Source organism: Stenotrophomonas sp. STM01, from assembly GCF_014852135.1.
Lineage (GTDB): Bacteria > Pseudomonadota > Gammaproteobacteria > Xanthomonadales > Xanthomonadaceae > Stenotrophomonas > Stenotrophomonas capsici.
This window is the reverse complement of sequence record NZ_JACVBA010000001.1, coordinates 81,770-107,396: the sequence shown is the minus strand read 5'-3', so window position 1 is coordinate 107,396 and position 25,627 is coordinate 81,770. Positions and strand designations below refer to the sequence as shown.

Here is a 25,627-nt window from a genome sequence, read left to right as displayed (position 1 = left end):
GTTGCGCCCGCGTTAGAATGCGGGCGTGGCCAGATCCCGAAACATCTTCATAGACGACGCCCCCGCCGACCTGCTGAGCGCGGACCGCGAAAGCATGCGCCCGCTCGCCGAGCGCATGCGTCCGCGCACGCTTGACGAGATGGTGGGGCAGAAACGCCTGCTGGCGCCGAACACGGCGCTGCGCCGCGCGGTCGAGTCCGGCCGCGTCCATTCGATGATCCTGTGGGGGCCGCCCGGTTGCGGCAAGACCACCCTGGCGCTGCTGCTGGCGCAGTATGCCGACGCCGAGTTCAAGGCGATCTCGGCCGTGCTGTCCGGCCTGCCCGAGGTACGCCAGGTGCTGGCCGAGGCCGCCCAGCGTTTCGCCGGCGGCCGTCGCACGGTGCTGTTCGTCGACGAGGTGCATCGCTTCAACAAGGCCCAGCAGGATGCGTTCCTGCCGCATATCGAGCGCGGCACCATCATTTTCGTCGGTGCCACCACCGAGAACCCGTCCTTCGAACTGAACTCGGCGTTGCTGTCGCGCTGCCGCGTGCACGTGCTGGAGTCGGTATCGCCGGAGGACGTGGTCGAGGCGCTGGAGCGGGCGTTGGGTGACAGCGAGCGCGGGTTGGGCGAACAGGCCATCCGCGTCACGCGCGAGTCCCTGCTGGAAATCGCCCGCGCCGCCGACGGTGACGTGCGTCGCGCCCTGACCCTGCTGGAGATCGCCGCCGAACTGGCCAGCGGCGAAGAGGGCGAGATCACCCCGGAAACCCTGCTGCAGGTGCTGGCCGACCGCACCCGCCGCTTCGACAAGGGCGGCGAGCAGTTCTACGACCAGATATCGGCCCTGCACAAGTCGGTGCGCAGTTCCAACCCGGACGGCGCCATTTACTGGCTGGCGCGCATGCTCGACGGCGGTTGCGACCCGTCCTATATCCTGCGCAGGATGACCATCATGGCAGTGGAGGACGTTGGCCTGGCCGACCCACGGGCACTGGAGATGGCGATCAATGTCTGGAGCGCCTACGACCGGATCGGGCCACCGGAAGGCGACATCGCGCTGTCCAACCTGGCCATCTACCTGGCCAGCACCGCCAAGTCGAACGCCAGCTACATGGCCTTGAACAAGGCCCGTGCCGACATCGCCGAACTGGGCACGCAACCGGTGCCCCTGCACCTGCGCAACGCACCGACGCGCTTGATGAAGACCTTGGGCTACGGCCAGGGCTACCAGTACGACCACGACGTCGAAGGCGGCATCGCGCTGGACCAGACCGCGTTCCCGGACGAGATGGGCGAACGCGTCTATTACGCCCCGGCCGAACGTGGCCTGGAGATCAAGCTGAAGGAGAAGCTGGACCGGCTGCGCGCGGCCCGCGAGCAGGCCCGTGCCCAGCGCAAGCCAGGCGCTGATCGATGAGCGGTGCGGTGGCCGGACATGCAGGGGAGGACTAGGCGGATGTGGCTTTCTTTCCTGGCCATCGGCCTCGGGGCGGCCATCGGGGCGTGGCTGCGGTTCGGCCTGAGCGTGTGGTTGAACCCGATGCACCAGAACCTGCCGATGGGCACGCTGGCGGCCAACCTGATCGGCGGCTACGTCATCGGGCTGGCGCTGGCGTTCTTCAGCTCGCGGCCTGAACTGGCGCCGGCGTGGCGGCTGTTCGTGGTCACCGGGATGTTGGGCGGCCTGACCACCTTTTCCACGTTCTCCGCCGAAGTGGTGGACCAGCTGCAGCGCGGACACCTGGGCTGGGCGCTGGCGACCATCGGCGTGCACCTGGGCGGCTCGCTGTCGATGACGGCGCTGGGCTGGTGGTCGTGGCGGGCCTTGCGCAACCTGACTTGAGGCCGCTTTCCAAACCGGGAAAGCATGACGCATCATTCCGCATCGATTGCCAGAGCATCTGAATGACATGCTGTACAAGCAGGAACAGGAATGAGCAGGCCTGAGGTAGAGCCCGCCGAACGGCCCCCCGCGGAATCGCCCGCGTTTCCCCCGACTTCTTCCTGTGTCATCGGTGCCGATGTGGGCGGGACCTATGCCCGCCTGGCCTGGGCTGAACTCCGCCCGGGGACGCCGCCGCGGATCCGCGACTTCCGCAAGTACGCCTGCGCCGAACATCCCAGCCTGGCCGCGATCCTGCGTGACTACCTGCAGCAGGTGCGGCAGTCACCCGGCGCGCCGGCGCTGGACCACGCGGTGGTGGCGATCGCCGGCATCGTCGATGGCGATGCCCTGCTCAACGTCAACCTGCCGTGGCCGGTCTCGATCGCGCAGACGCGCCAGGACGCGGGGCTGGCCAGCCTTGAACTGATCAATGACTTCGTCGCGGTGGCGCAGGCGATGCCGCCCGCCGAGCGCGACAGCCTGCACCTGGTGTGCGGCGACGCCAGCGCCGATGCGCGCGGGCCGGCCCTGGTGCTGGGCCCGGGTACGGGACTCGGCGTTGCCGTGCGCCTGGTCGGCGGACGGCCCTCGGTGCTGGCGAGCGAGGGCGGCCACGCGGCGCTTGCGGCCGCCACGCCGCTTGAGCAGGACGTGCTGCGCCTGTTGTCGCAGCGCTACGCCTACGTGGACAGCGAGCGCGTGCTGTCCGGGCCCGGCCTGATGACGCTGTACGACTGCCTGTGCGAACTGCGCGGGCAGCCGGTGCGCTGGCAGGCCCCCGATGCACTGGTCCAGGCCAGCCGCAACGGTGATGCCCTGGCCGCCGAATGCGTGGACACCTTCTGTGGCTGGCTGGGCAGCCTTGCCGGCGACCTGGCCCTGACCTTTGCCGCGCGTTCGGTCTACCTGACCGGTGGCGTGGCTGGCCACCTGGCCGCGGAACTGCATGGCGGCACGTTCGAACGTCGCTTCCGTGCCAAGGGAGGGCTGTCGCCCGCGCTCGCGCATACGCCGGTATGGCGCGTGGAGCACGGTGAACTGGGCGTGCTGGGAGCGTTGTCCTGGCACGCCGAGCAGCACGCGCGCATCTGAGATCCGCAACAACGAGGGAGTTCCGGGCATGAGTACACGCAGGCAGTTCCTGCAGACATCACTGCTGTTGGGGGCCGCCGGTGCGGCACCGGGGTTGCTGGCCAATGCGCCCGCCGCGACCGGTGCACGGGTGGTATCGACCTGGGATTTCGGCGTGGGTGCCAACCAGGCGGCGTGGAAGGTGCTGGCCGCCGGTGGCAGCGCGCTGGACGCCGTGGAAGCCGGGGCACGCTGGGCCGAGAGCGACCTGTGCAACCCCACGGTCGGGCGGTGCGGCAACCCCGACCGCGATGGCGTGCTGACCCTGGACGCCAGCATCATGAACGGTGATGGCCGCTGTGGTTCGGTGGCCGCGCTGGCCGATATCGGCCACCCGATCTCGGTCGCCCGCGCGGTGATGGAGAAGACGCCGCACGTGATGCTGGTGGGCGAGGGGGCGCAGCAGTTCGCCGTGCAGCAGGGTTTCCCGAAGCAGAACCTGCTCACCGCCGAGGCCGAACGGGCGTGGCGCGAGTGGCTCAAGACCGAGCACTACGCCCCGCAGATCAACGCCGAGCGCCGCGGCCTGCCCGGTGACAAGAACAACCACGACACGCTGGGCATGCTGGCCATCGATGCCAACGGACAGATGGCCGGTGCCTGCACCACCAGTGGCATGGCCTTCAAGATGCACGGCCGGGTCGGCGACAGCCCGATCATCGGTGCAGGGTTGTATGTCGACAATGAAGTCGGTGCAGCAACCGCCTCGGGCATGGGCGAGGAGATGATCCGCAACGCGGCCTCGTTCCTGGTGGTGGAGCTGATGCGCCAGGGGTTGTCGCCGGCCGAGGCGTGCCGTGAAGCGATCGCGCGCGTGGTGCGCAAGCGCCCGGAGGCCAGCCGCACCCTGCAGGTCTGCTTCCTGGCGCTCAACCGCAATGGTGAAGTCGGTGCCTACGCGCTGCACCGCGGCTTCGTCTACGCGGTCTGCGACGCCAAGCGCCAGGATGCACTGCTGGACTCGGACGCGGTCTACACGAGCACGCAGGCGTGAGCCCATCGCGCCTGCTGGAGATCGCCTGCAATTCGGCCGCCTCGGCGCTGGCGGCGCAGCAGGGCGGGGCGGACCGCGTCGAACTGTTCGAGAACCTGGAACAGGGCGGTACCACGCCGTCGTACGGCACACTCGCCGTCGCGCGCGACCGCCTGCAGATTCCGCTCTACGTGCTGGTACGCCCACGGCCGGGGGATTTCCATTACGGGCCGCTGGAAGCGGAGATCATGCTGCGTGACATCGCCGCGTGCCGGCAGCTTGGTTGCGATGGTGTCGTGATCGGTGCGCTGGACGCCGATGGCGGCATCGACCTGCCGCTGTGCCGGGAGCTGGTCAACGCGGCCGGACCGATGGGGGTCACGTTCCATCGTGCCTTCGACGCGGCGCGTGACTTGCCCGCCGCCCTGGAGCAGGTGGTCGGCCTGGGCTGCGAGCGTGTGCTCAGTTCCGGCGGACAAGCCGGTGCGCAGGCCGGCGTGGCCATGCTGGCGGCGTTGGTGCGCCAGGCCGGTACGCGGCTGTCGGTCATGGCAGGTGCCGGCCTGACGGCTGCGAACATCGGTGCGGTCGCGCGCGAAAGCGGGTGCCGGGAACTGCACGCGTCGGCCAAGGCCGTGCGACGCTCGGCGATGCACCATCACAACCCGGCGCTGGTCGGTTTGGAGCGCGACTGGCTGCAGAGCGACGCGACGCAGGTAGCGGCACTGCGGCAGGCGTTGTCGTCGCTGGATTGAGACAGGGCGCGGGGGATCTACGCGCCTGAGCCATAGCCGCCGCTGCCATGCAGGGCCCGGGCAGCGGCGACGATGACCTCCAGGGCAGCGCCCATCGCGCCGGGCCATCGGTGCCCACGCCGGGTGCGGCGATCCCGTGGACCTACTGCCGGTGACGAGGAGCCAAAGCCGTCTCAGTGAGGGCGCGCGGCGCTTCCACGCCGCGCTGGACCGGCCAGATGAATCCGCTATCGATGCATGCGGATTTCGTCCTGCTGTTTCGGCGCGGCCGGGAGTAAAAAAGTGCTGGACCCTGGACCTGGTGAAGCGCCATGGACGTGTATGTGCGGCTGTCAGCTGCGCTTGCTGACGATGCGGCCGGATCGGCATGATGCTGCGTCGGCAGGCCCGTGTGCGTCGCAACGCGATGAAGCAGGGCGGCCCGTTGCTGCTGGTCCCCGTGCTGGCCGGTTGCCATGCTGAGGGCAGCCCGAGCCTGGCGATCTTCGGCGCCTACTTCCCCGGCTGGCTGGTGTTGGCCGCCACGGCCATCGTGCTGGGCGTGCTGGCCAGGGCGCTGGTCCTGCGTGCGCTCGGGCCGGGGCGCGTGCCGTTTCCGTTGTGGACGTTCGCGGCCATCGGGTTGATTGCAGCGTGCCTGCTCGCATGGGGGGTGGGGCCCTGATGCGCGCCGCCGAAGCCATCGCTCCCTCTCCGTGGACACGTCGCGTCGCGCTGCTGTTGATCGCGGTGGCGCTCGTGCTGCTGCTCGGGCTGTTGTATCGCGCGTACCGCCTTCCTTCCACCGACGCGGCAAGCCTCGATGCCGAGGTGGTGCACATCGCACCGGAAGTCGGTGGGCGCCTGGTCGAGTTGCGCGTGCAGGAGAACAGCACGGTGGTACGCGACGAGGTGCTGTTCCGGATCGATCCGGCCCCGTTCGTTCATGCCGTTGGCGCCGCCCGCGCCGAACTGGCACTGGCCGAAGCCAATCTGGCGACCCAGCAGCGCGTGGTCGCCAGCCAAGGCGCCACCGCCGCGATTGCCGCGGTGCAGGCCCGCAAGGCGCAGACCGGCACCGGCCTGGCGCGGCGCACGGTGGAACGGCTGCGCCCGTTGGCACGCGATGGGTACGTGCCGTGGCAGCAACTCGATCAGGCGGAACTGACCGCCAGCGACGCGCAGCGGACGCTGGAGCAGGCGCGCCGGCAGCAGACGTCGTTGCAACAGGCGGTGGATACCACCGCCGCCGCGCAGGCGGCCGTGGAGGCGCGGCGCGCCGCCCTGGCCGAGGCCGAGCGGGCGTTGCGACTGACCACCGTACGTGCACCGCACGCCGGACACGTGGCCGGTCTGGACGTGACGACTGGCGAAGTGCTTGCGCCCTCGCAACCCGTGTTCACCCTGATCAGCAGCGAGCAGTGGTTTGCCAACGGCAATTTTCGTGAGACCGAGCTGCAGCGCATCCCGCTGGGCGCATGTGCGACGGTGTACTCCATGATCGACCGGTCACGCCCGTTGCGGGGCAGGGTGGTCGGGATCGGCGCGGGGGTACTGGACAGCGCCAAGGTGGATGTTCCGCGCAATGTGCCGTACGTGGAGCGCTCCCTGAACTGGGTGCGGGTCGCCCAGCGCTTTCCGGTGCGGATAGCGCTGCAGGACCCACCGGCAGGGCTGATGCGGCTGGGAGCCAGCGCCGTCATCGAGATCGGCCATGGCAATGCCTGCCGCTGAACCGGTGCGTGGTCGCTTCCTGCCACGGCTGCGCGACATCGTCGCGCCCCGGCCCGGCCGTACTGCATTCGCCGTGCGCATCGCGCTGATCTGTACGTTGACCGTGCTGGTCGGCGAGATCAATGGCATCCCGGAGATCGCTTTGGCCGCCTATGTCGTGTTCTTCATGAACAACGCGGACCGCACCCGCAGTGTGCTGGCCGCGACGCTGTTCCTGTTGCTGACCAACGTACTGATCGGCACCTTGATCCTGGTCGCCGGGCAGGTGCTGGATTGGCCGCCATTGCGGCTGCTGGCGATGGCCGGGTTCTCGGTGGCGCTGCTGTTCCTGGCCTCGGCCAGCCGGCTCAAGCCGCTGGCACCGATCATCGCGATGATCCTGGTCTACGCCTTGGATGCCATCGGCCACTTGCCCGGCGCGGAGCTGGCGACGCGTGCCTTGCTCTACGCCTGGTTGCTGATCGCACTGCCCAGTGCGGTGACCCTGGTGGTCAACCTGTTGATCGGGCCGGCGCCGGTGCCGCTGGCCCGGCAAGGGATGGCGGTGGTGCTACGCGATACCGCAAAGCTGTTGCGCCAACCCGACCCCGACACCCGAGCGCGTCTGCAGGCTCAGCGTGACCAGGGCTCCGCGGCGGTGCTGGCGTTGCTGCATGTTGCCGGCCTGGGCAAGGAGGCCCCGCTTGGCACACTGGCGGCCTTGCGCGCCGCGGCCGGCACGACCGAGGCCCTGCTGATGCTGGGCCTGGCCATCGATGCAAGTAAGGGTGTTCCCGATGCCTGGAAACACGGCGCCGCCGAAAGGCTCGACGGGATGGCCGCGATCCTCGCTGCCGGCAGCCATCCCGTCGACATCACCGCGGTTGCCTTCGATGCGCAGTGCGCCAACATGCCGGTGGCGCTGTTGCAGGACTTCAATGCCTTGCTCGTACAGTTCGCGACCGATGCATCGCACGGCGCCAACGCACCACCCGCAGCATCGCCCGGCTTCCTCGCCGCCGATGCGTGGACCAACCCCGCGCATGTACGCCACGCCCTGAAGGTGACCGCCGCGGCGATGCTGTGCTACCTGTTCTATTCGGCCACGGAGTGGCAGGGCATCCATACCAGCCTGATCACCTGCTACATGGTCGCGTTGGACAGCACCGCGGAAACCACCGAGAAGCTGCTGCTGCGCATCACCGGCGCCGTGGCCGGTGCGGTCGTCGGCCTGGCGTTGATCGTCTGGGTACTGCCCGAGCTGGATGACATCGGTGGGTTGCTGGCGCTGGTTGCAGGCGCGGCCTTCATCGGTGGCTGGATCGTCGCCAGTGGGCCGCGGGTCGGCTACATCGGCTTCCAGTTCAGTTTTGCCGTCTTCCTGTGCGTGATCCAGGGCACCGCGCCCGCGTTCGACCTGGCGGTGGCGCGCGATCGCATCGTCGGCATCCTGATCGGCAATGCGGTGATCTACCTGATGTTCGCCCACGTCTGGCCGGTCAGCATCGCCGGCGCCATTGATTCCGCCAGCGCGGCACTGCTGCGGCAGTTGGTGCGGCTGCCTGCCGGTACCGCGCGACTGAAAGCACTGGCCGCTGTGCGCGCGCAGGCGCAGGCCATTGCGCACCAGCTGGAGGTGGCGGGGCTTGAACCTCGCCGGCTGCGCAAGCCCTCAGCATGGTTCACGAAACACGAGCAGGTGTTGCGGGAAGCCGCCGCAGCCGAACAGCACCTGCTGCTCGAACCGGCCGTTGCGGAGACGTGCGTCCAACAGCTGCAGCAGTTGGCTGACACGCTGAATCACTCGCCCTCCGGCGACGCCGTCGATACGCCGGGAGCCGCGCGTCATGCGAATTGAGGCCTGCCTCCTGCCGTTGTTGCTGTCCGCGTGTGCCAGTACGGGGATCGACCGTGCACCGTTGCAACCGGATCGCCCGTGGGTGCCGCACACGGATGCAGATGGGGGCCTGTCGGTACGGTCGGCCGACGCTGTCGTGCAGCAGCACGGCTTTACCTTGCCGGCCAATCCCTCGGTCGACCTGCCTGGGGGTGCAACACCGGTGACAGGTAAACGCTATGCATTGGCCGACCTGATCGATCTGGCTCAGGAATTGAACCCGGAGACCCGCATTGCCTGGAATCAGGCCCGTGATGCCGCCCTGGCCGCCGGCATTGCACGCAGTGCCTACCTGCCACGTCTCACCGCAAGCGTACTGGCCGGCGCGCAATCCGAGCATGGCGGCAGTGCCGCACTTGGACAGTCGATCGACCCGCGCAATCGCGCCAATGGCTCGTTGGCGGTGCTCTCCCTGCAATGGCTGCTGTTCGATTTCGGCCAGCGTGAGGCGCTGTTGACGATGGCCGACCAGCACACGGTGATTGCCAACATCCAGTTCACCCAGGCCCACCAGCGGCTGATCCATGCGGTAAGCCTGGCGTTCCTTCGTCATGCCACCGCCCGCACACAGGTGGATGCGACGACGGCTTCGCAAGCCGATGCCAAGGGCCTGCTGGTCGCCGCACAGGCGCGCCTGCAGCATGGGCAGGGCACGGTGATGGACGTAGCGCAGGCACGGCAGCAGGTCGCGCAGGCCGCCTTGGCACAGGTCGCGGCGCAGGGCGAGCAGGAAGAGGCGTATCAGCAGTTGTTGGCCACCATCGGTATTTCGCCGTTGGCCACGCTGGAGATCACCGATGCGCCCGCCCGTCCGGTGTCGCACGTGGACGAGGCGCTGCTTGATGACGTGGTGCGCAGCGCGCTGCAACGACGGCCGGACGTGTTGGCCGCCGTCGCGGCGCAGCAGGCGGCCGGTGCCGGCGTTCGCGCGGCCCGCGCCGACTTCCTGCCGCGGTTGTTCGTTTCGGCCTCCGGCTCGCGCAGCAATGGCGACATGGACATCTCCGCCGTGCCGTCGGTGGGCGAGCAGGCCCCGACGGTCAACCTCTCCAGCCACCGTTGGAGCAGCAGCCTGCTGCTCGGCGTGAGCGTGCCGTTGTACAGCGGTGGTGAACGAAACGCGCGGGTCTCACAGGCACGCAACCGCGCCGCAATGGCGGCGGACAGCCTGGACCGGGTGAAGCTGGATGCCGTTGCCGAGATCGTTGCCGCACACTCGCGGCTGCGTACACGCCTGCAGGCGACAAACGCGGCGCAGGCGCTGCTGGAGGCATCACAACTGGCCCATGACGCCGCCAGCGCGGCCTACCAACGAGGCGTCGGCAGCCTGAGCGAAGTGCTTGCCGCGGACCGCCAGCTGCTGCAGGCCCGCATCTCCCTGGCCGATGCCGATGGCGCCGCCCGCGCGGCTTCGGTCGACCTCGCGCTGGCCTGCGGGAACCTGGGCACGGCACCGGGGCAGGGGGATTGAGTGCTTATTCGTGACGCGTCACGTTATTTGCCGCAATGCGTCCCCGGGTGCCGGGCAGGGCAAGGGCTCAGACCACCAGTGGCAGCAGCAGCATGCGGGCGAACGGTTGCTCGACCTGATCCACGGCAAGATGGTCTACGCGCCCATGCTGGATCTGGGATTCGAACTGATCGTGCGGGAAAGCAGCTGAGCTGCCTGCGATGACTGATCGCATTTTGGCACGATCAGGCCGGCCCAGTGATAATTTAAGTGATTCGTCACTTAAATTGATCCATAGAGGGCGGTAATGATTGGCCGATGACGAGGAAGTTGGTCGTTAGCCGGCTGCCGGCAATTAACGTGACTCGTCACTAAATATCCAAATCAGCAGCGTTCGCCAGGCACGTTCTCCCAGCCGCCCGGGATCTTCCGGAACGGTATGCCATCGATGCAACGCCACGAAGCGCGCTCCCTGGCGTCCTGTTCGACGCGTTGGCGCGCGTTCTGGACATCCCGCAGGTGTTCAACCGGATCGTCGGCTGAGACGTCAACGGGCAACGCCGGGGGTGCCGGTGAAATCCGGGCGTTTCCAGCGCGCTCGAACCGCGTATTCCACGCAATCTGCGTATCGATGTGCTGCTTGATCCCGAAAGCAGCCAGCGCGAGCAGGACGGCGGCGATGAAAAGCAGCCACGGAAAGCTCCAACGCCGAGGCTTGAGCGGTGGCAAGTAATCCGGCCGTTGTCGTTCCATGAACCCACCTGGATTTCATCCTGGGCGGATTGTAAGGCGGAGCGGAGCATGGGGCTGGGAAGATGGATGTGATGCGGGAGGTTCCGGGTTTCGCTACGGGCTCTTGGTTGAGTTGTTTTTACATAATATACATTATGCGAAAAAGTGGCACGGCGCATTGGATGGATTTGGCTGTGGATCACCTCTTGCCTGCCTCAGCGCAAACCCCGCAAGGTGATTGATGCGGAGGAAATGCCCCCTCTGCAGCGGACATCCGCCCCATCTACTGAGGAAACCTGCCCCGGATTTGGCGGAGCCTCGGATAAGTTGCCCCGCTTTTGGCAAAACTGAGCAAAAGCTGCCCCCATGTTCCACCGTCGTTGCAGCCATGTACTGGCAAACCGATGCCTTTGCTCACCACCTGACAAAGTCTTGGCGCTATTCTGAGCAAGACGGCTTGAAGAGGAGAAGTTCCATGCTTGGTTCTTTGGGGGTACTTGGAATGGCGCTCGTCCTGGGTGCATTGGGCTGGTGGGTGGATCACACCAACCGAAAGTCGATGAAGTCGCATGACGATGAACAGGACAAGAAGTCCCAGTAGTGCCGACAGAATGTGTCACGGTTAGCCCTTCGGAATCTTTTTCCCTGATTTGGCTGACCTCGGTCTGTCTCGCGCGCGGAAGGCCTCCTCGATCACTGAAGGAATCCGGGTCAGTTGTTCCTCCAAAACCTCGGATCTTGCGTGTTGCCTGTCGGCCTCTTTGACCGCCGCGAGCACTGCATCCTGGGCAGCATTCAATGCTTTCCGAAGTGATTGTTCGGTTGCAGCGTGGAGCTTTTCTGCAGAAGCCAACTTGCTCTGTAGATCTTTGGCCTGCTGACGAGCCTGGTCGATCTCCCGTGCTGCACGATCTTCAACAGAGCTGGCATGCTCCATCAGGCTCTCCCGCTCAGATCTGGCCAGTTCCTGCAGCTCCTGTGAACGGGCTTCCACAACCCGCCTTGCAGACTCCGCTTGTTCAAGGCGCTGATCCGTAGAAGCGCGTTGTCGCGTCGATTCTGCTAGCTGAGCCTGGAGCTGCTCCACAAGTTGCCGGAGCTCCGCCACTTGGGTCAGTGCCAGACGCTCTGATTGGACTGAGGCGATCGCTTTGGCATGGAGCGCGGAACCTTCATCTGCAAAGTTCTGTTGTTGCACCCGCAGCTCATCGTACTCGGCTGCAAGAGCCTGTCTGGTATCGGCGAGCTCCTCCAGAATCGACTCGCGGGCATGTTCCAGCGCCAGTGCCCACCACTGCCCGGCCAACTCGGCCAAGACCGTCGGCACGTCCTTCAAATCTGGTCGTTTCGGCTGCAGTCGGAGGCCCAGATTTTTCCACCAGGTCTCGAGCCAGCGCGTCACGGTGTTGGGTGAGCCCGTGCCCAGGTGGGCGCGGATGCGTTCTACCGTCGGGCGCTCGCCGCTGGCGACCAGCTCGTCGGCGGCGGTATGAACATCGGATTCGGTGATGCCGCGGGCCATGCTGACGTCTCCTGTATCGGCGCCCTACTCTATTGATCGCGTACTCGCGATAAGTGATGATTATCGCCAGTATGGTCCCTATTTCGTAGTGTGCATTACATACTATGAAGATAAATTCTATTCCATCAAGTCTGCCGGTGACGGTCAGCAGCTTGGTATTGCCAGAGCAACTTGCCCAAAAGGCCGCCGATGCGGTGCGTGAGTTGCTTGCAGAGGCCGCGGCGGCCAACACAACGCGCAGCTACGCCACAGCCCTGCGCTACTGGGCCGGCTGGTACCAGGGCCGCTATGGCCTCGACCTGAGCCTGCCGGTCAATGAGGCCGTGGTGATCCAGTTCCTGGTCGACCACATCCTGCGCAAGAACAAAACGGGCCTGGTTAGCGAGCTGCCGCCGGCGTTGGATCGGGCGTTGGTTGCGGCCGGCCTCAAGGCCAGAATTGGGCCACTCAAGCTCTCGACCGTGGTCCAGCGCGTGGCCGTGCTGTCCACGGCGCACAAGCTCAAGCGCTTGCCCAACCCGTGCGAGCTGCCCAGTGTCAGGACGCTGTTGAGCCGCGCCCGCCGAGCCTCAGTCAAACGCGGTGAGCGGCCGACCAAGAAGACCGCCATCACCCGGACCGAGCTCGAAGCCATGCTCGCGACCTGCGATGACAGCTTGGAAGGCCTCCGTGATCGCGCCCTACTCTGCTTTGGCTTTGCCAGTGGTGGGCGCCGGCGTAGCGAGATCGCAGCCGCGGCCATGTGGGACCTGCGCAAGGTGGGCGAGGACGGCTACATCTACCGGCTGGAGTACTCCAAGACCCAGCAGGCGGGGGTGAAGGTGGATTCGACTCCTGACAAGCCAATCCTGGGCCGCAGCGCCGAGGCGCTGGCGGCTTGGCTAGAGGCGGCAGACATACAAGAGGGAGCGATCTTCCGTCGGATCTGGAAAGCACGGGTTGGCCCCGCCCTTCTGCCTGGCTCAGTGGCCTCGATCGTGAAGCGTCGGGCGAGGTTGGCAGGATTAGAGGGGGACTTTGGGGCGCACAGCCTTCGGTCCGGGTTTGTCACTGAGGCCGGTAAGCAAGGCGCGCCATTGCCTGCAGTCATGGCCATGACTGAGCACCGTTCCGTGGCGAGCGTGATTGGTTACTTCCAGGCCGGAGCAGCAGAAGACAACCCTGCCGCTCGACTACTGAAGTAATTTGAGCCCGACCGACACTGGCCAATCCGCAGATCGCTGCCCCAGACCGACCATAAACATCTTGCCATCTGTCGCCGCCTTCGCCTAGTTAGCGGCGCAGCCACTCGTCGCGGATCTTATCGATCGCTAGATCCTTCCATTGCTCCTGCCAGAGATCCCAATAGGGAATATCAGTCGACGCTGGAGCCACGGTGCATGCCTCGATCTGGACTACAGACGGCAGCGCGATCGATTCTCCGACCAGCAGCGCCTCCCCCTGCTTGAAAGCCGGCATCTTATCGATGAGCGTCCCCAGCGAGTCCGGCAGCAACTTACGAACGTAGCCTTGGTCGACCGGATTGGTCAGACGCATTGCGATAAAATTGTTGCACTGTGAAAAAATCGTCTCGGAGATCTCCGAGGGCCGCTGACTCGCGAGAAGTAATGTAACGCCATATTTGCGGCCCTCCTTGGCGATGCGCTCGATCGACATCTTCGAGGCGCGGAACTTCGATAGTTCACTATTCGGAACATACTTGTGCGCCTCTTCGTAAACGAGAAGAATCGGTGCATCGTTGTTGATCTTTTCCCGCGGATCGGCGGCGCAACGCAGGCGCTTGTAGAAGTAGCCATGCTCGAAAATCAGGCGCGAGATCAGCGAGACTGTGATGCTCAAAACTTCGAACGGGACGCCGCTCAAATCGATAACGGTCACATTGTGCAGCTTGCCCGTGCTGTAGCCGAGAATGGACCGTAGCGTCTCCTCGAAAGAGATCGACTTGGATTTCTCGCCTAGGAAGAAGTCGAGGCGCCGGTCGTTGATCTTGCTCTCGAGGCGGTTCACGAAGTTGGTCAGTCGCCCATAAAGGCTGCCCTGCGTGAGCTTAGGCTGCCCTGCCTTTTCCTTATTGCTCGAAGCATATACCTCTCCGGTATCGACCATCTCCGTGTTGCGATGGTTGGCGTGATCCAGAACATCGCGAATATCGAACAGGAGCGGTGTGTCCAGGTGGATCCGGTTCTTGTCGTCATCCGCTCCAGTAAAGTGCGCCTTACGGCTCTGGATCACGGCATCCTTAAAGACGTTGCGCTGATTGTGATCATTCGCCTCGGTGTCGAGGAAGAACTCCTCCAACTCCTCACCACTCAGCATCCAGTAGGGAAGTACCAGACTGGAGCTGTCGATGAAATTCGCTTCCGGAAACGCCGCGCGATATTCTGAGTGGATATCGAAAATGATCACGTGCGAGTTGTTCAACGTATAGTCGCCCTTAGACCCGACCGCCTTCTGAACGATCTTTGCGACCGTGTGGGACTTGCCGGAGCCCGTGGAACCAACCACCGCGATATGCTTGTTAAAGAATTTGTTCCCGTCGACGGGAACCTCAACCTCTTTGTTCGTCGCGAGCCTCGAGAAGCAGAAGCGATCCTTCACGGGTAACGAGCTGCCATAGATCAAGCGAATATCGTCGATCGACGCCGGCTGGACCGTCTTCGGCGGGATCGCGAGGGCGTCTCCGCCGCGCTCAAACTTCTTATCGCGCAGAATGCCGAGCGGGAAAGCCTCGATCACATAGTCCTGGCTGCCGTCGTCGCGCGCCTGAATCTGGAAGTTCTCAATGATGGCGACCAGTACCGAATTCTCATTGTCGGCGATCTTCAAATATGAGCCGACCCGTAGAGACTCCTCAGCAATCCTGAAATTCTCGAGGTCATCGACGACGATCTTGACCTTGTTGGGAAAGACAGCGACGACTTCTGCTTTTACCTCACTCATAGCTACCCCCTAAATAATCTTGTCGATATCTTCGTAATTTGGAATCTGGAACCGGATGTGGCTTATAGCGCTATCACCAAATTCTTCAACCTGCTGACTGCGATAGAACTCGTAGATCTCGCGCGAGCGTTGGAACGATAGAAAGGTCTGCCTCGCCTCCGCAAGATCGCAGAACAGCCTCAGGGCCGGACCGGCTTGTGCGGATGCCGGTCGGGAGATCGACCGGGCATCGAACTTGGCACCCTTGAAATCGTAGCCGTCAACGAAGCGAACGTCTTCGTTGTGCAGCTCCTGCTTGAGACCGGCAAGTTCACTATCATCGATGCCCACGAGCAGCACGTAGGGCGAAAATGGCTTTGCATCTCGCCTGGAGAGCTTGGAGTATTTCCGGGAGATAGTCTTCAGAAGCGTCTTGACCACGTTCCGGCTGTATGTTTCGCCAGCCGGGTGGATGATGAAAAGCCGGTCGGCCGGGGAGACATTGACGCCCGCCGCGAAAAACTTGTTGCGTAGTTCGCCATAATATTTGGCCGTACCGAGCTTGGCGATGAACCACTCATCAAAAATGTAAGAAGATGTATCTATTCGCTTTATGAAGGCTGCCCTTGTTGTGGCGCGCAGAGCCTCGTCCGGCTCGATCGCCAGTTCCTTGATCACCCGCAGGGCGTTGTTATAATAGAAAAATTCTGCCACGAACGGTGAGCATCCGAACTGTTTGGCAAGACTATCGATGATCGCCTGAAACTGATCCTTGAATTTCGCGGCATTTACGTCGATTGAGAGAACTTTCAGGAATTCTTCAAGCTCCGTGTCACTGACGTCAAGCTCTTCGTGTTTTTTAACTGTCTTATCTTTTGATGCAGTTGTGAGAAAATTTGTTTTGAGGAAGCTGATGTCGAATGGGAGCGCCAACTTATCTTGCCCGGACGCAAAATGGCCGCTGAGCTGGTACTGGATCGTTGGCCGACCGGCGGTGAGGCCCGCTTTATAATGCGTGAGCATGAACATGATGGCGGGCTTGATAACTGAATGATTATATTCGGATTTCTCGTAATATTTGCACTGGACGGCAGTCGTTTCCGTAGCCGTGTGGATGTCGATATCCTCGATGCATTCGATCGATACCGAATCATTCGCACTGGATAGTCCCAGGATGCTGAGGATCGAGCGATCGAATTGATAGAAATAGCCAGAAATTGTCGAAACTGCGCTCCGATCGGCCACCATTACCCCCTGCGGTGATCTGCCGCGCGGACATCGCGTCCGCATTCGTTCATCATCGAAATCCCCATTTTCGGCTTCTCCCGTTTCTCGATGATTGCATATCGGCGATTGATGATTTCATTGTCACAATGCGATCCGATTTCCAGCGACATGTCGGAAGGCGCGATCACGGCAGGTGAGAAGGACGACCTGCATGCGGGTTGCTGCCTCCGACAGAATCTCGATCATCGTGTCGAGACGGGCATCGTCGGAGTAGACCAGCGGATCGTCTAGTATCAACGATACGGGCTTTCCCTGCTCCAACAGCATATCGGCGAATGCAATGCGCGTAAGGACAGCAAGCTGCTCTTGCGTACCGCGCGACAGGCTCGCGCAGCTTTCCTCCATGCCCGCACGGATCACGCTTTCGAGACCGAGATCCTCCGAAAAGGTGAGCTCGCATCCAGGCAGGAGACGCTCGATATGACGCTTCGCTCGCGCCGCCACCGGACCGACAAATTTGGCCGACGTCTCGTTACGGGCGGCATCGAGCGTGCTTCGTAGCACCTTCAGCGTTTGAGCTTCATCGGTGATGCGCTGAAGAGCAAGACGAGCCACCTCAACTTCCTCGGAGGCGGCAGCTGTTCGATCGGCGAGGCCGAGCCCGCCCTCGCTCTCGATAGTCCCTTCAAGACGCGCGATATCGGTCTCCAGCCGAGTTCGGGTTTCTACGGCCGTGCGCACCCTTGCATCGATCAATTCAATCTTACGCTCGATTGCCGCAACGTCGTGCGCAGAAGCATCGCGGAGCGCGTCTTCAACCTTGACCGAAGCCTCGGCGGCTTGCTCGCGCGCCTTGGCCAGATTTTCGGTAAGCGTCGTCCATTCAGGTCGCCGCTCGATCGCCTCAAGCGCGCTGACGGCGTTGGCAACATCGCTCGAGGCCCTGGCTTCTGCCGTCGCAAGCGGCGCTTCCTCCTGCTCGGCGCGACGCAGGGCCTCGATGGCGCTATCCTGGACCCCTTCGGCACGGGCTGCGGCGCTATCGGCCGTATCCATCGCCTTCGTGAGCGCCGCGATATCGGGAAGTTCCCCCTCCCCTATGGCATTTCCCGTGCCGAGCTCGGCGATGAGCAGCTTGAGCGCGGCGGATCCAGCGGCAAGCTGAAGGACATCATCGGCGGGAGTTGCCGCTTCGATGCGCGCCTCCAGGATTCGCAGTTCCGCTGCGGCATCCCTGGCAATCTCGTTGCAGGCTCTCGCGGCAGCAAGATCGACGACGCCGAGATCGTCGAGCGCCGTTTTCCGCTTACGAAGCGCAGACGCCAAAACCTCCGCGGCGCTGGTGGCAGACGCCGGCGGCGTGATCTGAAGCTCGGCGGCGCCGAAGCGGATATGAACTTCGCGATCAACGATGCGCGCGCCGATTGCCATTGGCTCGTCATCAATCGTAATTCCGTCCGCTGAGCCGGACAATGCAATCCGGGTTGCGCCGGCGTTTACCACCGCTTGCGCTTCCGCAACGGCGCGATCATGCGCTTCGAGCGACGTCAGCACTTTCGGGGCGATCGCCCTGTCGGAGAGCGCCTTCGCGGTGCTGTTTTGTTCCTCAAGCTTCAGGAGGTCGGCATGCCGCCGACGCGCGGCATGGATCGCGGCACCACGACGGCTTTGTCGGATCCGCTCTTCGCCTTCAGCCAAGGCTGTTCGTGCGGCCTGGCGGTCCGTGCGTGCGGAATCGAGTGCGGAGCGCGCATCCACCACCTTCTGCTTCGCCGCCGACAATGTGTCGATGACCCCGAGACGCTGTTCGGTTGCCTGGGTCAGCGCGGCGTTGGCATTCAACCGCGCCTGCGTCGCGTCGTCGTGGCGCTGCTGAAGGTCCGCAAGCGCCTTCACCTTGCCATTGACCGCTTCCTGCTCGGCACGACGGGTGGTGAGGATCTGGGCCGCCGCTCGTGCGATATCGAGCGAAGCAACCAGGCCGCTACGCGTCTGCGCGTCTGTGTTGTCCGACATCTCGCGCTGGATGATCTTCAGGCGGGCGCGAGCCGCCTCGACATCTGAGAAGCTGCGCTCCAACGTGGCCAATCGATCCGCGGTTTCGCGCGCGGTGGTCTCGGCGGCCTCGAGCCGCTCACGCGCGTCGGTTTGCCGGCCACGCATCTGGCCGGTCGGTGTCCAGTAGAGCTCATATTGAGCCTCGACCCGATCCCTGACGCGGCGATAGGCAGCGCCGCCCATGATCGATCCGACTTCCGCCTCGAGCGTGGATGTGATGCTGTCGCGCACGATCTGGCCGGGCGCGGTCACGGACAAGGCCTCGGTCTGGGCGACCCAAAGTAAACCGAGCGCGCCATAGGTCGCGACATCGCCGCCTCGGCTCGTGTCGCGGACCGAGCCGAGCAGCGCATTCAAGCGCGCCTCGGCCTCCTCCCCCTGCGCACGGCCCTGAGGCCCAGAGACCTCGACCGAGGGGCTGCGCAAGAAATGCTTGGTCACCGACCAAGACGTGCCATCGACATCGAAAGCGACCTCGACCTCAGGACTGACCGCATCGCCGTGTGGGGCGAAGGATTGGGCCAGCTGATTGCGCGTGTTGAAGCGGACGAAGAAGGCCGCGCGCAAAGCCTCGAGAAGCGTCGACTTGCCCGTCTCATTCGGCTCGATGACGACGTTGAGGCCGTCGGTAAGGCCCTCAATCACTACGGGTGCGCGGAATTTCCGGAAATTCTTCACCACGATGCGACGAATGGCGAAGCTCATGCCGACTCCTCCCGGCTATATTCGACGAAAAGGCGCTCAAGGGCCCGCTTCGCAACCGCCGCATCTTCGCCGCCACTTTCGATCCTGGTATTAAGCATCGCCGCCGCCGCCCCGAGCATGCCCTCGACGGCCAAGTTCGCAATGTCTTCTTCGCTCGGCCGACCCACCAGATCATCCGCGCGCACGTCGAGATACCGCAGCTGATGGCTAAGATCGTTTTCGAGCTGACCCAGCATGTCAATCCGGTCGCCGAGACTGGTGATACCAGCCAGCGTAAGGCGCAAAAGCGTTGTGGGCGCGTCGATCGCGCCGAGGAGCAATTCGCACTCGGCATCGAACGCTGCCCGGTCACTGACCATCCAGTCCCGCAAAAGCCATTGGAAGCGGCCCGTGCGGATCGGCGTGACGGACGGCTCCATACCGCTCGACAGCTCGACGACAAGGGCCTGTCCGGGATCGTCCCGCAGGAAGCGGTCGACTTCGGGCGTACCGGCATACCAAGTACGGCCATCGACGCGGAGTGCCCCGTGCCAGTCACCGAGTGCCAGATAATCGAGGTTCGATCGGCGTGCGCGATCGGGCGCGATCTGGTTCCTCGTTTCGCCCTGCGAGCCGAAGTCACGGATCGAACCGTGTGCGAGACCGATACGGAGGGTCGCGCCGGGCGTCTCCATGGAGTCGAAGCGGGCGGTTGGATCTTCGAGATTGTGGCGATGCTCAAGCGGCGCGGGCAGCAGCCAGACGCCGGGGTTCATCTCGATCGGCTCGGGCTTCGACAAGATGGCGATGTTTTCGCTCGCCCGTTGACGGACGCGATCCCATAATCCGCCATTGCGCGCGAAATCATGGTTGCCTGGAAGCAGCCACCAGCGACAGCTATGACGGCTCATCCGGGATATAGCTTGGACAATCGTCCTGTCCTCCGGACCTTCGGTGTCGAAGATGTCGCCGGCAACGACGACGTGCTGTGCCCCGTGTTCGACCGCCGCGCGCCCAAGTGTGTCGATTGCGTCGAACCGCGCCTCGCTGAGGCCGGCCCGGACTTCGGGCTCGAAGTACCGATACGGTTTGCCGAGTTGCCAGTCAGCAGAATGGATGAATTTCAATATGCCCCCCCTGGTCAGGATTTCCCTATCCTAGCTATGCGCGGGACGTTCTCGGCCGCCGCCGGCTCGATCTTAACCGACAGGACAATGTTCGGCACCCACAAAAAAATACTGCTGCCCCTTTGTTTGGGTCTTCGCCTAGAGTGTCACGTCGCGCTCCCGCTTGCCATTCGCAGACGATTACCGCCCAAACTGCGAAACGATCCTGAATGACCACCTCGGGTCGAATGCAGCCCATCCCTTCCCTACCCCCGATAAACATCCCTAATCCCCTTCCCTGCTAAAACTTCCCTCTCGGCCAGTTACAGGCATCAAAGAAATCATGCCGAGAGACCGCCTGGGCTACGAACGATTCCGCTTCGAGCCCAATGCTTCACTTCGACCCTTGACCGTCCCACGCAGGCGGGGGGCCATCGGAGGGGCCGCCAATCCGGCCAGCCGCACCTGTATCAGTTCCAGCAGCGCCCGGACACGTGCGGTCACGGAATGCCGATGGCTGTATGCCCCCAGCAATTGCAGCGGGGCAGGACGAAGGTCCAGTGGCACTTCCTGCAGTCGACCCGCAACAAGGTCTTCCTGGCAGGGATAGGCCGCCACAATCGCGAAGCCGATGCCTTGCCGTGCGCCGGCGACGGCCAGTTCCCCGCTGTTGACGCGGTAGCGGCTGCGAACCGGCACCTTGACGATGTCACCCGCTGCATCCTGGAACTGCCACGGTTGGCCCTTCAACGCACTGAGGGTGGTGATGCAGGGCAGAGACTTGAGCTCGCGCACATGGCGCGGAATGCCGGTCTTGGCCAGCAGCGAGGGGGCGGCAACCACGATACTGGGTAGAACGGCAAGTTCCCGAGTGATGAACGCGCTGTCTTCCTGATGTCCCCGGTGGAAGACGAAGGAAAGATCAACATCCTCGCGAAGCACTTCCAGTCCGGTCATCCGGGTATCGCACTCGAGCTCGATCCCCGGATGGAGGCTGCAGAATTCAGCGAGGATGGGACCCAGCAGCCTTGGCGCTTCGCCCGGCATGCACACCTTCAGGGGGCCGCGTAGTTCGCGCTGTACTGCACCCAGCTCCTCCTGCGTTGAGAGCAAAGTGTCGAGCAAAGGTTTGGTGCGTTCGTAGAGCGGCCGGCCGGCTTCGGTCATGCGCAGATGGCGGGTGCTTCGCTCCAGCAGCCGTGTGCCGAGTTTGCGCTCCAACGCGGCGACGTGGCGGCTGACGTTGGACGAAGGCATGGCGAGTAGACGCGCCGCGCCGGCAAAGCTCTGCTCATCAACAACCGCCGCATAGACACGGACAGCGTTCAGATCGAGTGCATCGCGCATTTACTGTCCCGTTTCCGATATGAAAGCATCCAATTTTTGCATGCTAGTTCGCCCAAGCGGCGGAATCTAGCATGCCCTTCCGGCGGATGTGACGCGGTGGAATGTTCACCGGGCACCGTTTGAACAGGAGGGCTTCAGCGTGGAAATTGGAATACTTGGCGGTGGCATTGCGGGCCTGAGCGTGGCACTGGCATTGCGCAAGCAGGGCTATAGCCCTCGGGTCTATGAGCGTCGCGCGGCGCCGGCAACCATGGGGGCCGGCGTGACGCTCTGGCCCAATGCCAGCTTTGTGCTGGAAGAACTTGGACTGCTGCAGGACATCGCGGCCATCGGCGGTCGGCCGCTGACAATGCGCCGCCAGGATGATGCCGGAAATGCGTTGGGAGGCCTCGATATCGGTTTGCTTGACCGGACCATGGGATACCCGACTCACACGGTGCTGCGCAGGCATTTGCAGGAGGTGTTGCTGGACCACGCGGCGCGGGCGCGGATTCCGGTGGAGTTCGGGCACCAGGCGGTTGCCATCGAACTGGATGCGCATGGCAGGGCCGTGGCGCAGTTCCACAACGGTACGTGCATCCGTCCGGATCTGCTCATTGGCGCCGATGGCCGCATGAATTCGGTAGCGCGCAAGTTTGTCGCAGGTGACAACGCCCCTATCTACCAGGGCTTCGTGAACTGGATCGGCGTGGCGCAAAGCCAGCATGCATTGGTGGACGATGGTGCGATTCTGGACTACTGGGGCACGGGTGAGCGCTTCGGTTGCGTACCGATTCGCCCCGACCTGGTGTACTGGGCCGCGGCGCAGGCTCGCCCCGTATCTCAGGCTATACCGAGCGCAGATATGCGTGGGGACATCGAGGACTTGTTCGCGGGATGGCCTGAGCCTGTCGCGGATATCATCCGGGCCACGCCCGCGAATGCCATCCGCTTGATCGCGGTGCATGACCTGGAGCCGCTGCAGACATGGGGTCGGGCGAACGTGCTGTTGGTGGGTGATGCCGCCCATGCGCCGTTGCCGACTTCGGGACAAGGTGCGTGCCAGGCGCTGGAAGATGCGTGGCACCTGGTTCGGTGCCTGGACAGTGCAGGTGGTGGCTTGGACGACGTCTTCCAGGCGTTTTCGAGAATCCGTGCCCCCAAGGCCGCAAGGCTGGCCGAACAAGGCCGGGGCTTCGCACGCGGATTGTTCGCCACCGATCCTGAGTCCTGCCATATCCGCAACGAACGGGCCAAGGCCTCCAATCCTGCGCGCGATATGCAGCTCTTGGCCGCCGGATGGGCACAGGGCCTGCCAATGCCGGGCGGCTCCGAGGGCATGCCCGCACAAACGGGAGGCGTTGACAGCCTTTACCGCATTGAATGATGTGCGCGGGACGTACTGCACCAGGTTCTATGCAGATACCCGGTTACACGCATCCAGCCGGTATGCGCCACATTGCAGGCATTGGTCATTGAATCTCGGACGACGGAAACGGGGCAGAAAGGGGCTCTCCCCTGCCCCGATAAACAACCATAGTCTCCGACCTGCTTGAATGCAGCTCCCGACAAGGGACTTCATCCGGGGCGGCAATCCTGCCGTGGTGCCGCGCCGACCGCTCTGCCTTTACAGAGGCGGAGTATTCATGAAATGCCCTGGCCTCCAGTGATGTAGTTTGATTCAACGAATACTGCAGTGTTACGGAGGGACTGACGCATATCCGGCTTGGCTATCCCATGCTTATGGCGGAATCGCTCCACCTCCGCCGTGTTGAAACGCACAGTCTGTATGAAGTCCAAGGATTCGGCACTCGCATTCAAATAGCGCGCAATGGGACGAATGCCCAGCAGGAGTTTCAACAGCCGGAGGGGAACGTGGTGTTTTGGTGGTTTTGCGCCAAGCTGTGTTGCCACCTCCGTCAGGAGTTCTCGCAAGCCGGGGCTTTGGCCGTCAAGCGCCAGCAACTCCTTTCCAGCCATGGCAGGATCAAATGCGCATGCCGCCGCCAGCTCAACCAGATCATCCACCGTGACCAGCGGCAGCCAATGGTCGGCAGTGCCGGGTACAGCCGTCAGCTTGCCCAGCACAAGATTGCGAATCAATTCGGCCAGCGGCTGGCCGTCGAGAATATGCCCGGTGCGACTGTGGCCGCAAACGGTAGCCGGATGGATAACGGCCATCTCCCCTCCCACGGCCGACATCACTCCCAAGGTCGAGAAATGCGCCTCCAGCTTGCTTCCTTCGTAAGCACCCACACGACGATAGACCGCGGACCAGTTGGTCAGCTCTGGATGGGCGATGTCGATTCCGATGCGTTGAAGGTGTCCAGCATTTTTCAGCATGAAGCCACCGAACATGACCAAGCGGCTATCCTGCTCTGCGGCCAGTAGTGCCACGCGCCTTGAGCCTTCCACGTTGACTGCACGGGCGTGTTCCATTGAAAGCCCCCAGGCGAAATGGGCGCCCAGGTGAAACACGACCCTGGATTGCCTTAGCACTTCCCGGTCCGCATGGCTCAGCCCAATGTTCTCCTGAGCAAGGTCGCCGGCCATGGCAAAAACCTTGGTTGCAACCCCTCCCAACTGGTCGACTTGCTCGCGCAACGCGGCCAGGCGCTCCGGGCGACGCATCAGCACCCGGACTGTATGACCTTTTGAACTCAGGCATGCAATCAAATGCTGCCCGATGAAGCCGGTTCCCCCCGTGACAAAACACTCGACGCTCACTTCCTCATTCCTTGGTAGGGTGAAAAATCGAGTGTAAACTGTCGACCTAACTCTACAGTCAAGCACTTCCTCATGAGAATCGGCGAGCTCGAGACCCGTAGTGGCGCCAGCCGCCATACCCTGCGCTACTACGAGAAGATCGGCCTGATCTCGCCGTCACGGCGAACCAACAACTACCGTGTCTACACGGCGCAGACGCTGCAGGATCTGGAGTTCATCCAGCATGCGCAGGGCATGGGCTTTTCCCTTGGAGAAATCGGCGAAATCCTGAGTGCTCGACGCAGCAAGGCGATCGATTGCGCTGCAGGCGTCGCAATCATCTCCAGGAAGATGGCGGATATTGAAAACAAAATGTCCCGCCTCAAGAGCATTCATGAATATTTGAACAAGGAGCGCGCAACGCTCAGTGCCAGTGCGGCCAGACAACTAGAGCTTCAGGCTAAGTACAATCTGTCCGAGTAAGCAGCCAACATCACCGTCCGGAGCATCCCCTGTCGGAAGGATGCGGCATCAAGACCACCGCAAGCTCGCACCGGTAGGGGGGCGGATGTCCGCTTTTGGGTGGAGTTCTGCCCTACCCCAACAATGGGCGCTCCGGATGCAGCCGGAAGCCCAGATTTGTTCACCAGGTCTCGAGCCAGCGCGTCACTCGGCATACGTCCAATCAGTGCACGGCAGACGCGGCGCTGTCTGTAACGGCGTGAATGGCGTCCACGATTGCAGCAGGATCTTCGCGATGGATGTTGTGGCCGGTCGCGAAGTAGCGGTGGGAGCCGCGTGCGAAACCCGCGAACAGCATTGCATGCTGGGCTTTCCAGACGGCTTTGCCTTGCACCGTTTCTTCAAGGACGAAAGGTTTGGCCGCAACTTGAGTGGAGGTGAGCAGCGCGACCGGTACATCCGGCATCGTGCGCGGCGTGGCCGCATCGGGCGCGTCCAACTGTGCAACCAGCGTTTGATAGTCGGCGGCCAATGTGGGCGGCAATATCCCCAGTAGCTTGGCATCGTCCGCCTGGACCCGTGCGCTGTCGGCCTGTTTGAGGGCATGCCGCTGCCCCATCGTCGTCGGATCGACCAACACCAAGCCCTGCAGGCGCTCCGGGTGACGGCGTGCGAACTCGGTGGCGAGCAGGCCGCCGTACGAGTGCCCCACCAGAATGACCTTGTCTGCGGGAACGAGGTTGTTGATCACGGCACCAAGATCACTGAGATGCGCGTCGATGGTCTTGGCCTGCCCATCGCTGCCCGATCCGCCCTGCCCCGCGCGCGCATAGGTGATGCTGCGATAACCGCTCCCCAGCGCAGCAATCACGTCCTTCCACACGTCAGGGCCTTGCCCGAAGCCAGACTCGAAGACGACGACCGGGCCTGTCCCAGCCTGCTCCGCCTTGAGCGTATACGCGCCCCGCTCGACAGAAACACCGTCCGCCTGTGCAGCCCCCGCTACGGCGATCAGGGCGGCCATCACCCACGTCTTCACGACCTTGCTCATCACTCGACTCCTCCGTGCCTGGGCACGCAACCACCCTTGGATGAAAGGCGCGCGCCTGCCTCG

General features: G+C 63.5%; 22 protein-coding genes. 13 read left to right on the top strand and 9 right to left on the bottom strand.

The features are described 5' to 3' along the window. Positions 1 to 94 precede the first annotated feature (94 nt). The 10 genes from IB227_RS00470 (at position 95) to IB227_RS00425 (ending at position 9,982) form a co-directional block, all read left to right on the top strand. A complete protein-coding gene (locus IB227_RS00470) occupies positions 95 to 1,405 on the top strand; it encodes a replication-associated recombination protein A (RefSeq protein ID WP_192287229.1) in 1,311 nt (436 codons plus the stop codon). A 39-nt stretch (positions 1,406 to 1,444) separates the two neighbouring features. Continuing rightward, positions 1,445 to 1,831 (top strand): fluoride efflux transporter CrcB, encoded by a 387-nt coding sequence (gene crcB, locus IB227_RS00465; protein ID WP_192285767.1) that lies wholly within the window; start codon positions 1,445 to 1,447, stop codon positions 1,829 to 1,831. 90 nt (positions 1,832 to 1,921) lie between these two features. Continuing rightward, positions 1,922 to 2,965 carry a glucokinase gene (locus IB227_RS00460; RefSeq protein WP_192285765.1) on the top strand — a complete coding sequence of 348 codons (1,044 nt, stop codon included), beginning with the start codon at positions 1,922 to 1,924 and terminating at the stop codon, positions 2,963 to 2,965. A 28-nt stretch (positions 2,966 to 2,993) separates the two neighbouring features. After that, positions 2,994 to 3,998: a N(4)-(beta-N-acetylglucosaminyl)-L-asparaginase gene (locus IB227_RS00455; RefSeq protein WP_132863540.1), complete on the top strand. Its 1,005-nt coding sequence runs from the start codon at positions 2,994 to 2,996 to the stop codon at positions 3,996 to 3,998. Continuing rightward, positions 3,995 to 4,732 (top strand): copper homeostasis protein CutC, encoded by a 738-nt coding sequence (locus IB227_RS00450; RefSeq protein ID WP_192285763.1) that lies wholly within the window; start codon positions 3,995 to 3,997, stop codon positions 4,730 to 4,732. The genes IB227_RS00455 and IB227_RS00450 overlap by 4 nt, the downstream gene beginning before the upstream one ends. A gap of 367 nt (positions 4,733 to 5,099) precedes the next feature. Next, positions 5,100 to 5,396 (top strand): hypothetical protein, encoded by a 297-nt coding sequence (locus tag IB227_RS00445; RefSeq protein ID WP_192285761.1) that lies wholly within the window; start codon positions 5,100 to 5,102, stop codon positions 5,394 to 5,396. After that, positions 5,396 to 6,445 carry a multidrug transporter subunit MdtN gene (mdtN, locus tag IB227_RS00440; protein WP_192285759.1) on the top strand — a complete coding sequence of 350 codons (1,050 nt, stop codon included), beginning with the start codon at positions 5,396 to 5,398 and terminating at the stop codon, positions 6,443 to 6,445. The genes IB227_RS00445 and mdtN overlap by 1 nt, the downstream gene beginning before the upstream one ends. After that, positions 6,426 to 8,282: an FUSC family protein gene (locus IB227_RS00435; RefSeq protein WP_192285757.1), complete on the top strand. Its 1,857-nt coding sequence runs from the start codon at positions 6,426 to 6,428 to the stop codon at positions 8,280 to 8,282. Before mdtN ends, IB227_RS00435 begins: the two co-directional genes overlap by 20 nt. 202 nt (positions 8,283 to 8,484) lie before the next feature. After that, positions 8,485 to 9,792 carry a TolC family protein gene (locus tag IB227_RS00430; protein ID WP_192285755.1) on the top strand — a complete coding sequence of 436 codons (1,308 nt, stop codon included), beginning with the start codon at positions 8,485 to 8,487 and terminating at the stop codon, positions 9,790 to 9,792. Positions 9,793 to 9,802: 10 nt separating this feature from the next. Beyond that, a complete protein-coding gene (locus tag IB227_RS00425; RefSeq protein ID WP_192285753.1) occupies positions 9,803 to 9,982 on the top strand; it encodes a hypothetical protein in 180 nt (59 codons plus the stop codon). 173 nt (positions 9,983 to 10,155) lie between these two features. Here the strand turns inward: IB227_RS00425 and IB227_RS00420 are convergent, their stop codons facing one another. Further along, positions 10,156 to 10,524 carry a hypothetical protein gene (locus IB227_RS00420; RefSeq protein ID WP_192285751.1) on the bottom strand — a complete coding sequence of 123 codons (369 nt, stop codon included), beginning with the start codon at positions 10,522 to 10,524 and terminating at the stop codon, positions 10,156 to 10,158. 601 nt (positions 10,525 to 11,125) lie between these two features. Next, positions 11,126 to 12,025 (bottom strand): DNA-binding protein, encoded by a 900-nt coding sequence (locus IB227_RS00415; RefSeq protein ID WP_192285749.1) that lies wholly within the window; start codon positions 12,023 to 12,025, stop codon positions 11,126 to 11,128. A gap of 104 nt (positions 12,026 to 12,129) precedes the next feature. On the opposite strand from IB227_RS00415, the gene IB227_RS00410 reads away from it, so the two are divergent. Next, positions 12,130 to 13,209, top strand: coding sequence for a site-specific integrase (locus IB227_RS00410; protein WP_192285747.1), 1,080 nt, complete (start codon positions 12,130 to 12,132; stop codon positions 13,207 to 13,209). Between the two features lie 88 nt (positions 13,210 to 13,297). Here IB227_RS00410 and IB227_RS00405 read toward each other — a convergent pair whose 3' ends face one another. From IB227_RS00405 to IB227_RS00385, 5 genes are all read right to left on the bottom strand, one after another. Then, positions 13,298 to 14,965, bottom strand: coding sequence for an ATP-binding protein (locus tag IB227_RS00405; protein WP_192285745.1), 1,668 nt, complete (start codon positions 14,963 to 14,965; stop codon positions 13,298 to 13,300). Positions 14,966 to 14,974: 9 nt separating this feature from the next. Beyond that, positions 14,975 to 16,192, bottom strand: a complete 1,218-nt coding sequence (locus IB227_RS00400) for a DUF4297 family anti-phage-associated protein (protein WP_225591544.1) — start codon at positions 16,190 to 16,192, stop codon at positions 14,975 to 14,977. A gap of 120 nt (positions 16,193 to 16,312) precedes the next feature. Then, positions 16,313 to 18,934, bottom strand: a complete 2,622-nt coding sequence (locus IB227_RS00395; RefSeq protein WP_192285741.1) for an AAA family ATPase — start codon at positions 18,932 to 18,934, stop codon at positions 16,313 to 16,315. Further along, on the bottom strand, positions 18,931 to 20,040 hold the full coding sequence (locus IB227_RS00390; RefSeq protein WP_192285739.1) for a DNA repair exonuclease: 1,110 nt from the start codon (positions 20,038 to 20,040) through the stop codon (positions 18,931 to 18,933). The genes IB227_RS00395 and IB227_RS00390 overlap by 4 nt, the downstream gene beginning before the upstream one ends. Before the next feature lie 342 nt (positions 20,041 to 20,382). After that, entirely contained in the window at positions 20,383 to 21,366 is a 984-nt protein-coding gene (locus IB227_RS00385; RefSeq protein ID WP_192285737.1) for a LysR family transcriptional regulator, read from the bottom strand. Positions 21,367 to 21,505: 139 nt separating this feature from the next. Between IB227_RS00385 and IB227_RS00380 the strand changes: the two genes are divergently transcribed. Next, the gene (locus IB227_RS00380) at positions 21,506 to 22,732 is read left to right on the top strand and encodes an FAD-dependent monooxygenase (RefSeq protein WP_192285735.1); all 1,227 of its coding nucleotides are present in this window, start codon (positions 21,506 to 21,508) and stop codon (positions 22,730 to 22,732) included. A gap of 257 nt (positions 22,733 to 22,989) precedes the next feature. Here IB227_RS00380 and IB227_RS00375 read toward each other — a convergent pair whose 3' ends face one another. Next, positions 22,990 to 24,072, bottom strand: a complete 1,083-nt coding sequence (locus IB227_RS00375) for an SDR family oxidoreductase (protein WP_192285733.1) — start codon at positions 24,070 to 24,072, stop codon at positions 22,990 to 22,992. Between the two features lie 72 nt (positions 24,073 to 24,144). Between IB227_RS00375 and IB227_RS00370 the strand changes: the two genes are divergently transcribed. After that, positions 24,145 to 24,534, top strand: coding sequence for a MerR family transcriptional regulator (locus tag IB227_RS00370; RefSeq protein ID WP_192285731.1), 390 nt, complete (start codon positions 24,145 to 24,147; stop codon positions 24,532 to 24,534). A 202-nt stretch (positions 24,535 to 24,736) separates the two neighbouring features. Here the strand turns inward: IB227_RS00370 and IB227_RS00365 are convergent, their stop codons facing one another. Further along, positions 24,737 to 25,564, bottom strand: a complete 828-nt coding sequence (locus tag IB227_RS00365) for an alpha/beta hydrolase (protein ID WP_192285729.1) — start codon at positions 25,562 to 25,564, stop codon at positions 24,737 to 24,739. Between the last annotated feature and the right edge of the window lie 63 nt (positions 25,565 to 25,627).

Coding starts and splice junctions, on each gene's coding strand:
- IB227_RS00470 (WP_192287229.1), top strand. CDS start 95: ATGCGCCCGCTCGCCGAGCGCATGCGTCCGCGCACGCTTGACGAGATG.
- crcB (WP_192285767.1), top strand. CDS start 1,445: ATGTGGCTTTCTTTCCTGGCCATCGGCCTCGGGGCGGCCATCGGGGCG.
- IB227_RS00460 (WP_192285765.1), top strand. CDS start 1,922: ATGAGCAGGCCTGAGGTAGAGCCCGCCGAACGGCCCCCCGCGGAATCG.
- IB227_RS00455 (WP_132863540.1), top strand. CDS start 2,994: ATGAGTACACGCAGGCAGTTCCTGCAGACATCACTGCTGTTGGGGGCC.
- IB227_RS00445 (WP_192285761.1), top strand. CDS start 5,100: ATGATGCTGCGTCGGCAGGCCCGTGTGCGTCGCAACGCGATGAAGCAG.
- mdtN (WP_192285759.1), top strand. CDS start 5,396: ATGCGCGCCGCCGAAGCCATCGCTCCCTCTCCGTGGACACGTCGCGTC.
- IB227_RS00435 (WP_192285757.1), top strand. CDS start 6,426: ATGGCAATGCCTGCCGCTGAACCGGTGCGTGGTCGCTTCCTGCCACGG.
- IB227_RS00420 (WP_192285751.1), bottom strand. CDS start 10,524: ATGGAACGACAACGGCCGGATTACTTGCCACCGCTCAAGCCTCGGCGT.
- IB227_RS00415 (WP_192285749.1), bottom strand. CDS start 12,025: ATGGCCCGCGGCATCACCGAATCCGATGTTCATACCGCCGCCGACGAG.
- IB227_RS00410 (WP_192285747.1), top strand. CDS start 12,130: ATGAAGATAAATTCTATTCCATCAAGTCTGCCGGTGACGGTCAGCAGC.
- IB227_RS00405 (WP_192285745.1), bottom strand. CDS start 14,965: ATGAGTGAGGTAAAAGCAGAAGTCGTCGCTGTCTTTCCCAACAAGGTC.
- IB227_RS00400 (WP_225591544.1), bottom strand. CDS start 16,192: ATGGTGGCCGATCGGAGCGCAGTTTCGACAATTTCTGGCTATTTCTAT.
- IB227_RS00395 (WP_192285741.1), bottom strand. CDS start 18,934: ATGAGCTTCGCCATTCGTCGCATCGTGGTGAAGAATTTCCGGAAATTC.
- IB227_RS00385 (WP_192285737.1), bottom strand. CDS start 21,366: ATGCGCGATGCACTCGATCTGAACGCTGTCCGTGTCTATGCGGCGGTT.
- IB227_RS00370 (WP_192285731.1), top strand. CDS start 24,145: ATGAGAATCGGCGAGCTCGAGACCCGTAGTGGCGCCAGCCGCCATACC.
- IB227_RS00365 (WP_192285729.1), bottom strand. CDS start 25,564: ATGAGCAAGGTCGTGAAGACGTGGGTGATGGCCGCCCTGATCGCCGTA.